Below are 18,007 nucleotides of genomic sequence, written 5' to 3'. Positions count from 1 at the left end.
AAGGAGTCTTTCTGAAAGACTCCTCGCAATAAATTTTCTAATCTACTATATTGTATAAACTATTTACATTGTAGCCCTTAGCTTTATAATAATCCAAAATTCCCTGATAGATAGCTTCAGCTGCCAGCTGTCTATAAGCAGGTGAACGGAGTTTATTATTATCGGCTTTATTGTCTATGAAGCCTAATTCCGTTAGAATAGCCGGCATGCTGTTTTCACGGATTACATGAAAATTACCATGGTCTATACCCCGGTCGTTTGTTCCCCACGCCGCAACCAACCGTTTCTGAATGCTTTTGGCAAGGAGGATACTGTCATTTGTGTACGGATTAGTAGCTGCGGTGCGATAGTAGTATGTTTCTGTTCCATTTGCTTTACCATTGAATGCATTTGCATGGATACTGACGAAAGTATCTGCTTTATTCTGCTTCGCAAACGCTACCCGGTTCTGCAATGTAATATATTTATCTGTTTCTCTTGTAAGTTTAAAATTAAAAGGCGTTTGCGCAAAAAGCTTCTTTACACGCAATGATGTATCCAGAACAACACTTTTTTCATAAATTCCGTAGCCGATGGCGCCAGGATCTGTCCCCCCATGCCCTGGGTCGATTACGATCGTCTTTAGGCTAAGCGGTGATGATGATGATGGAACTGCAGGCAGGTCATCGCTTTCAGATGTTACATAGGCACTATGAACAAAGCCTTCAACTGAAGAAGTTTTAACTAAAATCCAGTTTCCAACACTATAGGCAAAGGTAGCTGTCTCTCCATCTTCAAGTGTTCCTACGGAATTATAATTAGTTGATGGGCCTGTCCGGACTTGCAATGAATCCGTTGCAACATTAATTTCCTTATCAAAATTTACTTCAGGATTCGTTCTTAGCTTATAATTAATAGCTTTCGCAAGAAATTCTGCTGTATCAGCACGGTTCATTTTAATGTCTGCACCAAAAGATCCATTTACGTACTGAGCTATTCCCCTCGACAATAGGGCTTGGGCTGCTCCCGATTGGCTATTGCCAAATGAGTAACCGAACGCTTTACAAATCATTACTGCCATTTCGCTGCGTGTTACTGTGTTGTTTGGCTTAAATGAATTATCAACATAACCGCTAACGATTTTTCTTCCTACAGCAGATTGTATATATCCAGAGGCAAAGTGGTTAATTCCGACGTCTTTAAACTGGGTTTTTCTTTGCTGGCCGTTCAGCTGCAGCGCTCTTCCTATCATCGCAGTGGCTTCTGCACGAGTTACCACTTTGTTTGGATAGTAATAGCCTGACAAAGAGCCGTTTGCAATTTTACCCTGAGCAAGGTACATGATTTCATCATAGGCACGGTGGTCTGACTTCACGTCATAAAACGAAGTAGCTGCTTCCACCTTTGTATTTCCCAGCTGCACCAAAAACCCTGTGACCAGTACAAAGCATAGAAGCATTTTTATTACTCTCATTTCCCTTTTGTTTCCTCCCTTTTTCAATTGGTTCCAGTTTAACACAAAATTAGGAGGAATAGATGGAGCTTTATGGCTATTTATGCAGGTTTTTATCAAAAATTGATATTTTTAACTTATTTTCCGCTAAAATTATTGCTATATTAGAAAACTATTTATTTTACTTTTTTATTATTAATAAGAGACAAACACATATTTTAGAATAATATTCCTTTTAATCTAGTTAAGTGAAAACGAGTGAGTATTTTTCATAAAATTACCAGTTTAAAATTTAAAATTAACTCAAAAAAAAGATGCCGGCCAAAGACCGACATCATTCGTAAAAATATTAGTTAGAGAACTTAATAAACTGAAGGAATTTATCCAGAATGGTTGCCATTTGATCACGTTTTGTATTATCGTTCGGACCAAAGTTACCATTTGAATAACCGCTCATAACGCCAGCCTGGATTACTTTTTCAACACTTGCGCGTGAAGTAGCTCCAATTTGCTTAAGATCTTCAAGATCAGCTAGCTTTTTAGACTTATCCAAGTCATTGTCAGAGGCTTTTGCATAATCCATTGCACGAGAAATCATCATCGCAGCTTCTGCACGAGTGATGCGATCGTATGGGTAGAATCTGCCATCTTTCTTACCAAAAATGATACCCGCTTCCACAGCCGCTGCAATTTCACCATTTTTATTCAAAGCTTGAGTCGTAGAAACATCGCTGAATTTAACTGCAGATGCATCCTGAGCAACTAGTCCAAGGCTGCGGGAAATAAGTGCCGCAAACTCACCGCGGGTCATGAAATCATTTGGAGCATAGTTATCTTGTGTTTTACCGCTAATTACATATTTAGAAGCAAGCTTTTCGATATGAGCCTCTGCCCAGTTCGCTCCTCCATCCACATCCTTAAACGTCTTGCTATTTTCAACAACAGTATATTTAGAGTTTGTTAGAGACTTAATAGTAGCTGTCTTTCCATCAAAATAAGTAGGAAGTGATGCGAAAGTGCCATCATTATTCAAACGTACACCAGTAGATTGATTAGCATTGAAATCTTTTTCTCCTACAATTGTACGATCCACATATCCGTTGAACTTAGTCTTTACAATTGATACAGTTTTGTCTCCTGCACCTTTTGCTGTGACTTCGAACTCAAGAACAGGAGCAACAGCTTTTAAACCGTTAGTCTCGATAACCTTGGCAGTATCTGTTGTAACTGTAACATTGATGCTGATTTTAACATCCTTCGCTTCTACGCCCAATTCTTTTGCAAGATTATCAAGGTTGATTTCACTCACTGGCAAAGCATAAGAACCTTTATCAATTTTTACTTCAACAACAGCTGCCGGATTTTTCTCAGCTACTGCCTTAAGTACAGATTGCGGAACGTCCACAGCTGCAGCAGCACCTGTTCCTCCGATTACTAATTTTGTAAAGTCTTTCGCTTCTTTAATAGCCTCAACAACTTTAGCTGGATCCTTTGTAATGCTATCAGGTGTTTGTCCTACTTGACCTGGTGCAGGAGTAGGTGGTGTTGTTGGAGGAGTTGGCGTTGTTGGTGCTGTTGAGCCGCCACCTCCGCCTCCACCGCTACTATCTGGTGGGGTAACTACAGGTGGGGTAACTACAGGCGGCTCAACCTTTAAGGCAGTTGCTATTTTATGAATAGCGGATAGAGCCGCCCCCTTAACACCTACATCAACCTGGTCGAGGCTTGCCTTAAGGTCAATAAGTGCTGATATGTTAAAGTCAAACATTCCAGTAAAGGCCACATATTCGTTTGGATAATCATCACCAGCATTTTTAAAAGCTGTATACAATGAATAGTAATAATCAATTGAACTTAAATCACTGATGTCTTCTACCTTACCAAGTTCCTTCAGGAATTCTAATTCAACAGCCGCAAAATAATTTAATACAGAATCTTCAGATACGTTAGGATTATCTAAAATATCTTTAATAGAGTCGTCGTTATACTTGCTACGGAATTCACTAATTTTATCATTTAAGTCTTCTAAGGTTAATGCATTTAAAATTAAAATCATATCCTTAGCAAGGTCCTTAACATCATCGCTCTCTTTACCATCGACAATAATATTACTTACAATGGAATCCCATTCTCTATCAGACAAAGAATTAAATTCGCTATATACAGCAGAAACAGCGGTTTTAATATTCCCACGTTCAGTATCGTTTAAAATATTATCATTGGTATAAATTTGCTCTAACTTATTAATTAAATCATCTAGACTATTATACTCTTGCGCAGCACTAACTTCGTTAGGCTGAAGGACGACCGAGCTTGCTAATGGCGTTAGAGCCATAGAAGCCACTAACATAGCCTTAATAGCCTTGTTGCTAAATGGGTATTTCTTCATCAATCTTTCCACCTCTTAAATTATGAAATTTTTTAAATAATATGCCCTATTAATTAAAGCATATGTTGTATAATTATTCCATAAAAAATAATGTGATAATCATAAAACATTTATCCTATTAAAGCAACAAAAAACCATTACAAAAGTCATATAAAATGATTTTCTAATATATTTTCCTTCTACCTCCTTAATTAATTAGAGACTCTAATAGGATGATGTATTTTAACAATTCAACATTATTAAACTATTCTATCAGTGCACCTTCCCCTCAAAATATGTTAATATAGTCAAAAAGTGTTTATTATGGAGAGGTATAGGAATGAAAAAATATTACCTTACTGGCGCTCTGTTACTGGCCATTGGTGGCGGTATAGCTGGAAATCAGTATTGGGATCGCCAAGTTACCGAAACGACGACAAAAGCTAAAGAAACATTAGATAAACCGGAGAATAAGGAAAGAATTGCTGAGATCGAGAAAGCTGTTGGCACTCCCGCTGTAAGCAAGAGTACAGTTAATAGCAGCGGGGGGACGAGCTCTTCAAATGCAAGAGCTGCTGCAGCACAATCTCATGATCAGGCAGTCCAAAATTCAACACAGGTTAACAACCCGCGTCAATCACAAACTATCCCAAACAGCTCTCAACCGGGTGGTAGCAATATTCTAAATCAGGCTCAAGCCAAAAATAAGACGCAGATTGAAACAACAACAGAATTGGAACAAAAAACAGATTCAAAATCGACCTCCCCTCATAACAATACGGAGCAGAAGAAAACAGCAGAGGAAATAAAAAGTTCTTATCGTTTACTTTTAAGTGAGTTAGAGGCACAGGAAACAAGCAAAGTAGATCAATTAGTGGTTCAGGCTAAAGCTGATTATGTGGGCAAAAAATTATCCAAAACAGAAATTGCAGCCAAATATCAAGCGCATGCACAAACACTGGAAATCAACGCTGACCGTTCCTTTAATGTTCTTTTTCAACAGTTCCAATATGACTTAGAAACAAATGGACACAGTTTAAATGAAGCGCAGGAATTTAAGCGTGAGTATCAAGTTAAGAAAGAAGAACGCATGAGCAGAATAATTAGCCAGGTTCAAGGGTTCTAAAAAATACGGCTAAATATTTAAATGATGACACCCATGGGAAAATTAGTTTTCCATGGGTTTTTCTTTTGTTTCATATTTTCAATCAGCGGTTCCAGATACTCAAATAGGGCTGTTCAAATGTCAATTGTATTGACTATTGAACAGCCCCCTTCTTGTTATTGATTAATGTTTACATTTATCGGTAATTTTGCTTCGATCGGTTGTTCTGCACCTGATACGTCGGTTAAGTCTGTATACGTTACATACACTGTGTTTCCATATTCAACAAATAATGTGTCTTGTGCATCATCAGTTGTTCCGTTTAATCTGACCTTTCCCTGAAAAGTACCAGGGTTCTCTTCTGACTCACCTAATGTAACTGTAATTGTTTCAGAGTTAGAGTTCTTAACTTCTACCGTTACTGTATCAAGCGCTGTAGCATTCTTATTTAAGTCACTGTCTGTCAGGGTGATTGTTGACTCTCCAAATTCTGAGACAGTGCTTGGGACTCTGTCTAGATTTAACGTTCCTGTCATAGTTTCCGAGTTAGTATTTGGAACGGTACCAGTGCCGCCGCCACCTGGAGCAGAAGCTGGAGTATTTGCCTCTTTTGTTATCGTGATCTTATTAGAACGATGAGATAGATTTCCATGGTCTACCACGTAAATAACATATTCACCCGCTAAAAGGTTCGGCGTGTCGATAAACATTCGGTTGTGATCCGACGTAAAGTTGACAGCTTCAAATGCTTTTCCTTGATCAACCAGTGTATCTAACGAGTTGATCGTTTGTTCAGTATTTGAGTTAGCGGCAGGAACAAAATAAACATTCGAAACATTTGGATATGATTGTGTTTCGATTTCAATTTGTTCTCCAGAATTATAAGAACCCTTCAATGCAAAAGCGTAGAATGTATGATCCAGCAGGTTAACTTCTTCTACGATTGATCTTACTTCATCCAAGGTAATGACAGCTTCCGTATTCTCTTTATGTTCCATGAAAAGAATTTGATATAGCCTAAACCTTGTAAAAGCAACAGTAATATAATTATCAGCAAATTCCAGATCGTGAATGTCGTTTACGTCAAGCGATTCAGGGTTTGTTTGAATCTTTTTGAACAGTTTTGCACCGAGTTCAGCATATAGGCCCTCGATTCCGGCTTTGATGTCCTCAATTGTTATATTTCGGCCATCTGCTTTCAGTGATTCCAGCTTGGAGATATACAGCTCATGATAATTATCATAGATTTCCACAGTTCCTAAAGGAAGCTTACGTAATTCTTCCATGGTTACTTGGTCAGGGGAAGTATTTATCTTGTCAATTACATTATTAACATTAGAGCCATTTACTGAAATTATTATCTGTTTTATTTGGTCGAAAGTTAACGGTTGTAATGGATTTGAAGTTTTAGCTTCCTCAATACCGCTCTTATATAAACCGAGATTTTCATAAATGACGATATCAGCACCAAATAGCTCAGTTAAATGTTCACCTTCTATTTGATCTGTGTGCTCGTTAATAAATGAAATTTTATCATTGAAAGCAGCAGTATTCCCTTTATCTATCGCCTGAATAATCTCATCCTTTGTAAGATCTTGGCTCAGCTCTGTCTGTAAAGCTTTAACCTCAGCATGATAATACTTAATATTATCCTCATTAACTTTTTCATAACCAGTTAATGCCACTAGATCCACAGCTGTAAAACCCTCTGGGTTTTTGTTAATTGCGTCTAGCAGCGAGTTAAGTGCAGCTTCATTCCCCTGATCCACTGCTTGCGAGATCTCTTCTAGCGTTAGATCGCTGTCCTTGTCTGTATGCAGCTTTTGAACAGCTGCGCGGTAATAGTCAATATTGTCATGACTCAGCCTATTATCATTATTAAATAAACGTTCTAAATCAGAAACAGTAAATGTACCAAGATTGTCATTAATGGCATCAAGCTTTTCTTGCTGGGCTCTGTTATTAACAGATAAAATTACTCCCCGGACTTCTACAAGTGTAATAGATTCTCCTGCCTGTTTACCACTAACTAAAGCAACTAGTGCAGATCGGTACTCATCAAAATAGGATTTGTTAATAAGTCCATCCTCATTAATAAATAGCCGATTTAGACTACTATAGATGTCAAAGGTGGCAGGTTCTTCCTGGATCTCTGCTAATATTGATTCCTCATTAACATTGCTTATGATTTCGTTAACCGCTTCTATCGTCAAATCCGCACTAGTGCTGTAGGCTATCAAAGCACTTCGATACTCTTCCAGGTTATCGAACGATGTGTATCTTGATACTAAGGATAGCAGCCTATATTCAAAGCTCTCCAAATCGGCGTTCAATTCTTCAAAGGCTTGTTTTGCCGTTTCATTTGTAACTATTTCGGCTACCCTTTCAAGGGATAAATCGTTGTGATTTGCATCCAGCTCTGCTTTGATTGCTGTCAGACAATCCTGGAAATAGGGTTCATCATATTGCCATTCTCCGCTGTTTCCCTGAAGTAAAAGAATTAGGTCACTTTGGGTCAGTGTCAACGGATTAGCGTTTAACTTCTTTAACACTTCAGCCCTATCCAATTCTCTGATTAATTCAACTAGTTCATAAACGGTTAGATTAAACGATGCGTCTGCCAGGGCCTCCGTTACCGCCTGCTGATAAAGAGGGAGTCTGCTTTCGGTTGCTTTATAGTAGCCTAATGCATTTTGTAAAGTTTCAAATGTAAACCCGGAAGCATTCTCTTTAATCGCATTAAGAGCAGTTTCTCGTATGGTGCCCTCGGCGTTAGAAACAGCAATTCTAATTTCGTCAGTTGTTAGATCCCTGCCTACCCGGTCCCGCGCCTGTTTAATAGCTTGTCGGTAATCCGCAATATTACTCTTAAACGCAATATGCGTAATGACTTTGAGATCTTCAATGGTGAAGCTATCGATATTAGTATTAATCCGTTTTACCGCTTCAGCAAGCACTGTATCCTGGTAACTTTGGTTAGCATCTTCAATCACTTGAGCCAGCTGTTCCACGGTTAAATCGGCATCTTGAAGTTCCTGTTTTTTGAGTTTTACCGCATCACGGTACTTTTCAATTCTGTCTTCAGGAGCATAAGAATAAATTCCTGCCTTCCTAATTAATTTATAAGCGAAGGATTCAGGATTTGCATTAATCTCGGCAAGTGCGGATACCTTTACCGTTTCATTTACCTTATTTACCAATACCAATAAAGAATCGAAAGTAATAGCTTCCGCTGCTGCTGCTTTTTCCGATACAGCTTTACGGTATTCTTGTAAGTTGTCATAAACAATGTTATCCCATCCATATACGGAGCCTAAATGACTGGCTTCAAAACTGCCTGGATTGGCAACGATAAATGATAATCCAGCCTGCTGATTCACCCTATTTAGGACTTCAAGCAAACGCTCAACGGTAAGTGATTCAGCTTCTTCCCTGATCGCTTCCTTATAGCTGTCAAATAAATCATAATCATAATCAAAATCTTGATCAAATAACGCATCTTCCAAGGTTTCATCCGTTATATCTTCCGTAAAATGGTTAATCGCATCAAGAGCACCTTTTTTATTAACTTCAATAACTATAGAAGCTAGATCATTATGATTGATTGGTGCTGACGTTTCCATCAGTTGGTGGATGGCAGGTAAATAAAGATGATAGTAATTCATTCTAACAGATGCTACCCCATCCACTGCTGCCTCTAACAGTTCAAACGTAGTATTGTTAACATTTTCATTGATCTTATTGACCGCTTCCGTTCGAAGCTGCTGACGCATATCCTCTACTACAGAATCCAAAATTTCTTCTAGTTCTGTATAAGTTAGTTGTTTATTCGCGGCTTTTATTGCTGTGCGGAACTGTTCGATATATTGGCCATATTGATAGCCATGGTATAAATCAGCATCCTGCAGGTCCCTCACAGTAAAGGTCTCAGGGTTTTCGTTAATAAAACGAAGTGCTTCCTGTTGCCTAATCTCATCATGGGTACTGTTAACCTCTTTGATTACTGCTTCAAGCTCCGTAATCGTCAATGGACGATTTATTTCAGAGATTTTTTGCTGGATGGCAGTCCTGTATTTCTCCAGAAGACCTCTGTTCAAATATGTCTTTAACAGGTTATTTAATGTCTCAAATGAGAAGCCCGCTGGATCATTATTAATTTGTTCAAGAGCCAGGACTGACTGTTTTTCATTCACTTGTTCAATCAAATCAAGCAGTGTTTCATAGGTGAATGTTTCTTCTTTTGCCGCTTTTTCTTGAATGGCATCCAGGTATTGGTCACCCCATGCACTGTCAACCAGCGAGAATCCATATACAGCTTGTAGATCTTCAACTTGTACTCCTTCAGAATACACATTGATTTCATCGAAAAGGGCCGTTTTATTGGTTTCACTTACAGTTTCTCTAATTTCACCAACGGATAAAAAGCCATCATTCTTTACTTTTTCCGCAAGTGCCTTCTGATATTGAGCGATAAACTTCCCGTTTGCAATTGAATGTCCTACAACAGTTTCAAGCTCGTCAATTGAAAGTGCAGAAGGAGCACTCATAATTTTTCTAACAACAGATTCATGGTTTTTCGTATCGATGACTCTTTGAATATTGTCTGCAGTTAACGCAACCGACTTTCGAAGATCTGTTATTCCAGACTTGTATAAATCAAAATAACCCTCATATACATTTTCAATCCATAGATCATATAACATGTCAATCGTTAAGGCAGATGGATCTTCGTTCGCCAGTTTTAGAGCGGCCTCTTCCCGCGCTGCATCATCGTTGTCATTCGTCCTATTTATCACAGCTTTAATATCAGATATTGTTAATGGTGCTGTTTTCGTTTGTTTTAGTGATGTGATTGCCTGTTTATATTCATCAACAAGATCTCTGTTAGTCCAATATCCGCTGTTGATTCTCCTAAGGTTTTCAAATGTAATAGAGTTCAGATCATTATTAACATCCTCTAAAGCTTTCTGTGCTGCCTGCTGATTGACATCCTGAACAACAGAAATCACCTGTGCCTTTGTGAACGGCTTTTGGTTATCCGGTACGTTCTTAATGGCTGCCAAATAAGCCTCATACAAAGTTTCAAGGGTAAATTGATCTTCTACTAATGTCTCAATGAATCGGAAGGAAACAGTGTCTGGATTATTGTTTAGGGTGGACAAAGTTTTTTCAGCATCCACTCTTTTAATTACTAATTGAATATCCTGCTGCGTTAATGTTTTCTTGCCGACAGCATCAACTAAGGCTAATTGATACGATTCTAACCAGTTTTCATTTAGATAGTACTCGTGCACCACTTGGGTTAGCAGGTCGAATGAAACTGTTTCCGGTTCGGCATTTATTTGTTCTAGGATTGTTGTTAGGTCTGGGCCTGCTTCAAAATTGCCGAGTTCTTCCTCAACACGTGCCAGTCTCTCCAAACCTGTAAAATCAGAGTCATTCGCACCTTTTAGCTTTGCTGAAGAAATTAATGCCCGTACATCCTGAACTAATAATCTTATTTGTTGCACATTTGCTTCCGTTATATCTGCTGCATCAGGAAGGGATGCTAAAGCTTCATTTGCTTTTTGAACGGCTTCTGCTATTGATTCTCCAAAGGCCGATATGGCTTGTTCCACCTGTCCCAGCTTGTCTAAACCATCAAAATCGCTATCTGCCGCGCCACTGTCCTTTGCCGCTTGAATGGCCGATTTCGCAGCGTCCAATTTTGTCTTTGCATCCTCAAGATTACTCTCCGTAATAGCAGAAGGATGTGGCACTAATGCGATTGCCTCATTCGCCCTCTCAATGCTCTCCTGTATAGACTGCTGCAATGAATAAACCTTTTCAAAGGCAGTTTCATACCTGTTTAAATCAGTAAAATCGCTATCAGCTGCTCCTTTTTCTCTCGCAGCTTCCATCGCTAACCGCGCAGCATCCACATATTGTGAAGCTGTTTTAAGGTTAGAAGGACTGATTGTATCTGCATTTGGAATTTGAGCAATGGCTGCATTAGCTTCGGTAATCGCTTCCTGTTTGCTATCATCTAATTCCTTAATTCTTGCTTCTGCTTCTATTAATACAGAAAGATTGCTAATTTCTGAGTCAGCTGCCCCTTTTGCTTTAGCAATATTTACTGCTGTGCGTGCAGCTGCAACTGTTTCACGAACAGCTTCCAGGTTTTGAACTGTAATTTGCGGATTGGAAGGCACCACATTAATTTTACTGATTGCCTCTTTAGCAGCGTTTTGTTTTTCAAGTTCAAGCGTTTTGATCGCATTTGCTGCTTCTCCCACTCTTGTCAATAAGCTGGCACTACCATGAATGAAATCAGCATCCCGGGCACCGTTCAGCCGGGCCTTTGCAATGGCTTCATTTGCTGCGGAAAGCTTAGCCTTTACATCAGCCATTGTGGTAACAGTTATGTCTGAAGAAGCTGGCAGTGCATTAATAAGTTCAATTGCTTTTGACAGCTCGGTGTCTAGGCTTTCTTCAAATGCGTCTATTTTTGCTTTCAATCCATCAAGGCGATCCAAATTCTTTACATTTGCATCATTTGCCGGATCAATACCTGCTTCAACTGCTGTTTGATAAGCGGCTTCTGCTTCTGCTGCAGCCTTTTTAAGTATAGGCAGGCTTACAGGCTTAAAGTATGGAAGATAATCCACTCTAGGCAGATCTTTTAGCTTCTGATTAAGAGCTTCAAGTACAGCCATTTTTTCTTCCATGCTTGCTTGTAACTCTTCAAATTCATCCAGCAAATTGACTTCCTGATCGGCAAAATCGGATTTTTCCGCACCAAGGGAAAGGGCAGTTTGAACAAAAGCATTTGCTTTATATAAACGCTCGATCGCAACCGTATCCGGTGATTGTAAAATTGCTTTCAATTCCAAAATGGCTTGTTCAACACTCTTGTCTTTTATAGCCTTTAACGCATCCTCGACTGCCTGACTGGAACCAATTACTTTTACGGAATTACCAGCCGCTGAAGGGATTGTTTTAATTTCCGTAATAGCTTCTACTTTGCTGCCAGACAGGGAAACATCAGCAGCTGCAGATATTGTTCCAACATTTGATTCAAGAACCAGAGCAACCGGTTTTTCAACCCCGATCTCAGGATTTCCTAAATTCCCGCTGATCTCAACCTTTTCATTCGCACTGCTCACGTTAAGGACTATTTTTGGAACAGAAACATTATCCGACAGAGATTGAATCCGGGCAGGAGAACTAACATGAATAGCAGGCAATTCCACCTGAGCATCTGAAGCTGTCTGAAGTTTTACCTGGTCACTGGCATTATCAGTTTGTATATCTATTGAAGATGCATGAAAGTCTTCATTCGCTGTTATAGTTACTTCCTTCTTAACAATTACTTTTGTTTCATTATAGTTACCTGCAAGAACTACCTCAGAGCTTGCATTTGGATTAACTGGTGCAAGCGTAATGCTTCCTAGTGAACTATTTCCGTCCGTTTCAATTTTTACACCATTGTCGTCTTTTACAGTAACCTCTGATGCTTCAACCGCATTAAACACAATGGTACCTTTTTGGCCCGACAATACTTCAATACGTGCTGCCTGGACGTTTGTAAGAATAACTTCCCCGTCATCTCCCGGATCGAGAAAAAGAGTACCGTCTATTGTCATATTTCGTAAGTCAATGTCATCCTGAACAGTCACATCGCCTTGGACAACCGCATTATTTCCAATTGTTGTACCGCCAAACGGTGCTGCACTATTTTCGGGATTAATAATATAGTTTGATGGGTATGTTTTATTATCTTCAAATATATTCGTTTTTATTTCTGGTACAGGATTACTATTTTCTGCAGGCGGGGCAGTTTCCGATTGCGGAGCTCCCGGATTTGGGCTGGATCCCTGGTTTGAACCTGAACCTGATCCTCGGCCTGAGCTTGAACCACCACTACCTGGGGATGATGGGTTAGCAGCACTTGTATTTTTGTGACCATTTATATTGGAAATAGATTGTTTTACAGTTTCATAGTTTTGGATCACCTTGCCAGGCTCTACTCCCGCAGGCAGAACAAGGTTGCCAATCTTTGTTCCTTGCTTTAAGGTAATGTCTTCTCCCTTTACGATTTGCAGGGATTTAATTTCACCGGTTGTTTGAAGGTCTAATTTATTACTTGTATTAACCTTGACATTTTCAAATGCCCCTTGTCCATTTATCGTTAAGTTTTCCGTGTTTTCCAATGAGAGCTCTTTTACTGAAGCATTGATCTCCACTTGCTTCGCATCTTCGACTACCTTGAGAACAGGAATTACTACACTATTGTCTGCCGTAATATTTGCATTTGACGTAACTACCATGCTGGTAACAGTTGTATTTCCCTTTGGCTCTACCCGAACACCTTCTTTGTTAACAAAAATATCCTGTAATTTGGCATCTTTAAAGACAACGGTGTTGCTATCTCCGCCATCAATCACAGTTTTCCCGTTAACTACGAGACCTTCTGAGTAAAAATCATTTTGCAGGTCTTTGCTGATGACCAAATCATTCTTTATAGAAAGATTTTTAATGGTTATGTAATTGCCGCTAATTTTTAACTGACCGTCAATAACAGACCCAGCTCCGTCCAAGACGAGATTATTAGCAAACTCAGCTTGACCATTAGCAGCCGGTTTTCCCGAAGCCTTGATTTCAAGATATGAAATATTAGTAATCTCTTTCCCGCTCACTTCAAACCTAATCTGTGCGTTCTGTAAGATATCTTTATTTTTAGCAGAAAACAAGTTTTTTAGATTATTTGAATAGGTGTAAGAGGAGCCATTGATAACAACTTCCTCATCAGAAACGCTTTCGATCTTCTGAGAAAGGCGATCACTTAGCTGGCTATATAAAAACAAAGCAAATTGGACCCTTGAAACGGATTCCTTTGGTCCATATGTATTATCGAGCTTACCTTTCGTTCCACCGTTTTGGAACAAAATTTCAACATCTTTTTTATGTGAAGGAGAAATCGAATTCTTATCCTTAAAAGGAAGACCTTCAGTGCCCTTCTCCTTTAGCTGGAAAGCCCTTACTAAAATGGATGCCATTTGTTCACGCGGCAGTTCTTCACCCGGCTTAAATGTATCTCCATAACCCTTAATAATGCCAGCCTGCTGGACTGCCAGGATGTCTTCGTAGTGAACAGAAGCTGTATTCACATCAGTAAACATATTTTTTCCAGGAGAAGCCTTTAAACCTAATGCTCCGGCAATAAGTGTTGCTGCCTGTCCCCTGGTAAGCTTTGCGTACGGCCTAAAAGTACCATCCTGATAACCGCTAATGATTCCCGCACTTGTAAGTGCCTGAATTTCCTTGTACGCGTTAAAATCTGCTGTAACATCCGTAAAGGACGTACTTTCACTTGCTGCCATAGCATGTCCAGCGACGCTCGAAACCGCGGCCACTGCAACCGATGCAGCTATAAATTGTTTTCTATTTTTTCTTTTCTTCACTAGAATCCCCCTCATAAACCTTTAAACAAGGAAGATTATACTACATTAGGATAAATTTAACACTTGTTTTTTAGTGCTCTATAGTGTAAAAGTCTTACTGCATTAAAGCACTGAAAGTGTTTTTAAAATTTCTCCAGCAAAAATCCCGGCTGTACTAAATGATAAGTTTAGTGCAGCCGGGATTTGCCAATCTTTTTATAAAGTGATAATGACGCAGACTAGTACACGCCAACCTGCGGGAGGAACTTCAAAAAATCTGCAAACTCATTGACCTTTCAAACGTGCTTTTTAAGATAGCGTTTTCCTTCTTCAATATTATTCGTTGGAGACTTTAGCAGTGTAAATCTATTATAGAGAGGTATAGAATATAATTGCTTTTCCATCGGGTTTGTTATATTAGGAGTGCAGTTATCAATATTACGAAAAGCTAAGAAAGCATGAAACCCCTGAAAATAATCAATCGCATTTAGTTTTTCTTCTTTTTTCCTCTAATAAAAACAAATAAAAAATAAGCGAGGATTCCTAAAGTCCCTCCAATTGAATCAATCAATACATCCTCAGCCAATGGCGTGCGGCCCCCAGTGAATTTTTGATGCAGTTCATCTAATGCTGCATATAAAACAATAAAGAAAAAAGATCCAAGCAGTGAAATAAATCTACTAGCACTATATTTATGCAAAATCCGGATTGTTAAAAATCCTAAAACAAAGAAAATAAAAAGATGGGCTGCCTTTCTGATGAAGAATTCAATGAAATGAGGAACTCCGAGTTTTTCTATGCTAATTATAGAATTACTGTAACTAAAGTGTACCCAGCCAAAATATTCACTCCAATTGATCCCATTGGCATATTTACTGATTAATGGAGTTATATCCTGTTCTTTATACGGCTGTGATGAAAAGTAAAAAATAACGAAAGCCCAGATAACCAGTGGAATAAATAATACGAATGTTGGTTTAAACTTCACTTTTCCATTAAGTCTCCTTCATGATGTGTCTCAGTTTAATTATGATTTCAGTAACCATCTCCTCCACAGTCACTTCTGAGCTGTTTTCACCTTTTTCATAAGCTTCTTTTAAGAGAATATTAAAATGATTTTCAACAACTTTATTACTTTCCACAACTACTTTCTCCTTATCCTATTGCTTATGCTAGTTCTTTATTTTACATCTTTTACTGACAAAGGTGAAAAGGTATGTATGCAGACTCTGTCTACATAAGGCAGGTTAGCAGAATTCATATAACTAACTTCTTGAGTAAACTATAGAAGCATCCATGCAAGTCTTTCGAAAGGAGTCGGTAATCCCGATCCACCATTCTTCCCTGTAAAATTGTAGTGATTGATGATTTTTTTGATTTTTTAAAGGCACACCCGAATTTTAAAGAGTAACTCCTCATCGCAGATTATTACTACCCAAATAATTTAATCAAAAGTCTGATTAATTCCTCGAGACAGGGCCAGTTCGCCGCCACCTACTTCTCTAGCTAGCCACCGGTCTTATTGTCCTAAAGCTTCTTCAATCGCAGCTATCTCTTCCGCAGAAAACCGGGAATATGCCATTTTAAGGGCCATTGCTTCCTGTTCCGGTGTTAATCCATTCTTTGAAGCTTTGTTATAAATAGCAATTTCCTCAGCCGAAAAGCGGCTTAAGCCGAATTGAATTGCCTCCTGTCTTGAAGAGAAATGCAAACCTCCTGAGCTTTTTGGCTTTTCAGGTACTGCCGTTTCTGTCTCAGTACTCCTATCTTCTCCAGCAGGAATTCCTACGGGAGCAGCTATATTTTGAGGATCACCCTCAGCAGGCGGAGTCCCTATATTTTTATCATCCGTTTCTCCAAGCGCACTTTGATTTTGGTTCTCTTCCTTACTAGCAGGTTGTACACGTTCATTTTGGTTTTCATCCTTACTAGCAGGTTGTACACGTTCATTTTGGTTTTCATCCTGTGTAGCAGATTGCGAACTTTTAGTTTCATTCTCCAATTCATCCATTTTTTGCGGATCGTTCGATTTAGCTGTTAGCCCCGTATCCTTTGTGTTCATAGGAATAGGAATTAGTGATTTATTGTTGATTATCAAAAATGAAATGGCAAGAAGGATCATAAGGGTACCGGCAACTATAAGCTTGTTTTTAGCTTTCAATTTTCGACTCATCCTTTCTGTGAATATTAATACTGTATAAAAATCCCATCTGATAATTTATTATAACACACCAAAAATATGAAACCTATTAAGCTAACAACTTCAAATATCCCCAGTTCCTTCTTCATTACTTAAACAAAACATGTTTGCTCTGCTTCCCAGGGGGTGCCACGTGTAACTTGAAGCAGGTGGAATATCACAAAGCCAATCCTTAAAGGGATAATAAGGACCGCCAAAAAAAGGTATTTTTTGAGATTATATGAGATGGCTGGACAATATTAACCGATTATTTCAACAAGAGATGTACTGATTTACAGGATGACTGATTAATGGTTGTTTTGTTACTCTATTCAGGGTCTCAGCAAACCGGATATAGTGATCTCTGCTCTAACCCCATACCCTATAAAGACAAACGACTTATTCATAAAACCTGGTGACAACAAGGATTCGGATAAGGTGCCAAATCACATTGCAATAATAAATACCGGTCAACCTTCATATCTTTGATTAATTAAACTAATCAAAGGAGTAAAACATGCGCCGTAAAAAAAGACCTCCAGTTCTTATAGGCATCACCATTATTATGGTTTTATGTTTTTCTTTTTTATTTATCAGTATGGATTTTAACCCTCCAGAACAGTCGGCGAAAGAAACTGTTGATAAATTTTACTCCCATGAACAGGAAGGTAATTTTGCTGAATCGTGGAATTTGTTCCACCCCTTAATGAAAGAGAAGTGGAATAAATCTACCTATCTGCAAGACCGGGTTCATGTATTTATAGGACATTTTGGAGCTGAGACCTTTAAATATCACATTAAAGAGATCGGTAAATTAAAGGATTGGCGAATAACCAAGGAAACTCCTTCTGAAAAAGAAGCATATAAATTTCAGGTCACACAAACTTATAAAGGGAAGTATGGTAAGTTCAGCTTTGAACAAGAAGTTTATGTAATAAACAATAAAGGGAAATGGCAAATCGCATGGGACTATAATGAGTAACGAACAAAAAGGGTACATTCCCATAAATCATCAATTGTTTCTTTATCATGATAAAAAACTATATTAAGAGCGGCAACAGGTACCCCCGTCCCGATACAGAATACGTACAAGCCAATTTACTCTTCCGGAAAATTTCATTCTTCCTGTTACTCCAACAGGCTGTTGATATTCTACATTCACTACACAAAAAAAAAGACGTGATATACAATACTTCCAATCAATATCACTTGCTATTTCCTTTCCATACCTTTTTGTATTGCCTTTTTCTTGCCTTTTCTACACGCATTCTTATGCTGAACGAGGGTTCTTCCTTGTTGGCTTTATCAGATTTCAGATCAACAGGGCGCAGTGATAGATTAATATCAAATCGGTCTCTTAAGGGACCCGAAAGTTTATTTTGATAGGCTGTAATCTGCTTAGGATAATGAGTATTGGTGCCAGCATATCCAAAAATGCTCACCACGTTTTGTGATGAGCAAAATTTATCGTGTTCTTTCTATATATATAGACCCATTTTTT

The 18,007-nt window shown here is 38.7% G+C and carries 9 protein-coding genes; 2 read left to right on the top strand and 7 right to left on the bottom strand.

Annotation, left to right across the window (positions count from 1 at the left end):
- Window positions 1-37: 37 nt before the first annotated feature.
- Both D0469_RS09210 and D0469_RS09205 read right to left on the bottom strand, forming a co-directional pair.
- Window positions 38-1,453, bottom strand: coding sequence for an N-acetylmuramoyl-L-alanine amidase (locus D0469_RS09210; protein WP_117326458.1), 1,416 nt, complete (start codon window positions 1,451-1,453; stop codon window positions 38-40).
- Between the two features lie 328 nt (window positions 1,454-1,781).
- Window positions 1,782-3,821 (bottom strand): S-layer homology domain-containing protein, encoded by a 2,040-nt coding sequence (locus D0469_RS09205; protein ID WP_117326457.1) that lies wholly within the window; start codon window positions 3,819-3,821, stop codon window positions 1,782-1,784.
- Between the two features lie 319 nt (window positions 3,822-4,140).
- On the opposite strand from D0469_RS09205, the gene D0469_RS09200 reads away from it, so the two are divergent.
- Window positions 4,141-4,926, top strand: a complete 786-nt coding sequence (locus tag D0469_RS09200) for a hypothetical protein (protein WP_117326456.1) — start codon at window positions 4,141-4,143, stop codon at window positions 4,924-4,926.
- A 155-nt stretch (window positions 4,927-5,081) separates the two neighbouring features.
- Here D0469_RS09200 and D0469_RS09195 read toward each other — a convergent pair whose 3' ends face one another.
- From D0469_RS09195 to D0469_RS09185, 4 genes are all read right to left on the bottom strand, one after another.
- Window positions 5,082-14,348 carry an S-layer homology domain-containing protein gene (locus tag D0469_RS09195; RefSeq protein ID WP_158553405.1) on the bottom strand — a complete coding sequence of 3,089 codons (9,267 nt, stop codon included), beginning with the start codon at window positions 14,346-14,348 and terminating at the stop codon, window positions 5,082-5,084.
- A gap of 466 nt (window positions 14,349-14,814) precedes the next feature.
- Complete coding sequence (locus D0469_RS09190) at window positions 14,815-15,315, bottom strand: VanZ family protein (RefSeq protein ID WP_117326454.1); 501 nt, start codon at window positions 15,313-15,315, stop codon at window positions 14,815-14,817.
- 7 nt (window positions 15,316-15,322) lie between these two features.
- The gene (locus tag D0469_RS21070) at window positions 15,323-15,469 is read right to left on the bottom strand and encodes a hypothetical protein (protein WP_158553404.1); all 147 of its coding nucleotides are present in this window, start codon (window positions 15,467-15,469) and stop codon (window positions 15,323-15,325) included.
- Window positions 15,470-15,846: 377 nt separating this feature from the next.
- Window positions 15,847-16,488 (bottom strand): hypothetical protein, encoded by a 642-nt coding sequence (locus D0469_RS09185; RefSeq protein ID WP_117326453.1) that lies wholly within the window; start codon window positions 16,486-16,488, stop codon window positions 15,847-15,849.
- 535 nt (window positions 16,489-17,023) lie between these two features.
- Between D0469_RS09185 and D0469_RS09180 the strand changes: the two genes are divergently transcribed.
- Window positions 17,024-17,488, top strand: a complete 465-nt coding sequence (locus D0469_RS09180; protein ID WP_117326452.1) for a hypothetical protein — start codon at window positions 17,024-17,026, stop codon at window positions 17,486-17,488.
- A 223-nt stretch (window positions 17,489-17,711) separates the two neighbouring features.
- Here D0469_RS09180 and D0469_RS09175 read toward each other — a convergent pair whose 3' ends face one another.
- On the bottom strand, window positions 17,712-17,948 hold the full coding sequence (locus D0469_RS09175; RefSeq protein WP_233522999.1) for an ATP-binding protein: 237 nt from the start codon (window positions 17,946-17,948) through the stop codon (window positions 17,712-17,714).
- Between the last annotated feature and the right edge of the window lie 59 nt (window positions 17,949-18,007).

The organism is Peribacillus saganii (assembly GCF_003429095.1).
Classification (GTDB): domain Bacteria; phylum Bacillota; class Bacilli; order Bacillales; family DSM-1321; genus Peribacillus; species Peribacillus saganii.
Note: the sequence above shows the minus strand (reverse complement) of the source record. Positions and strands in the feature narration are given on the sequence as shown.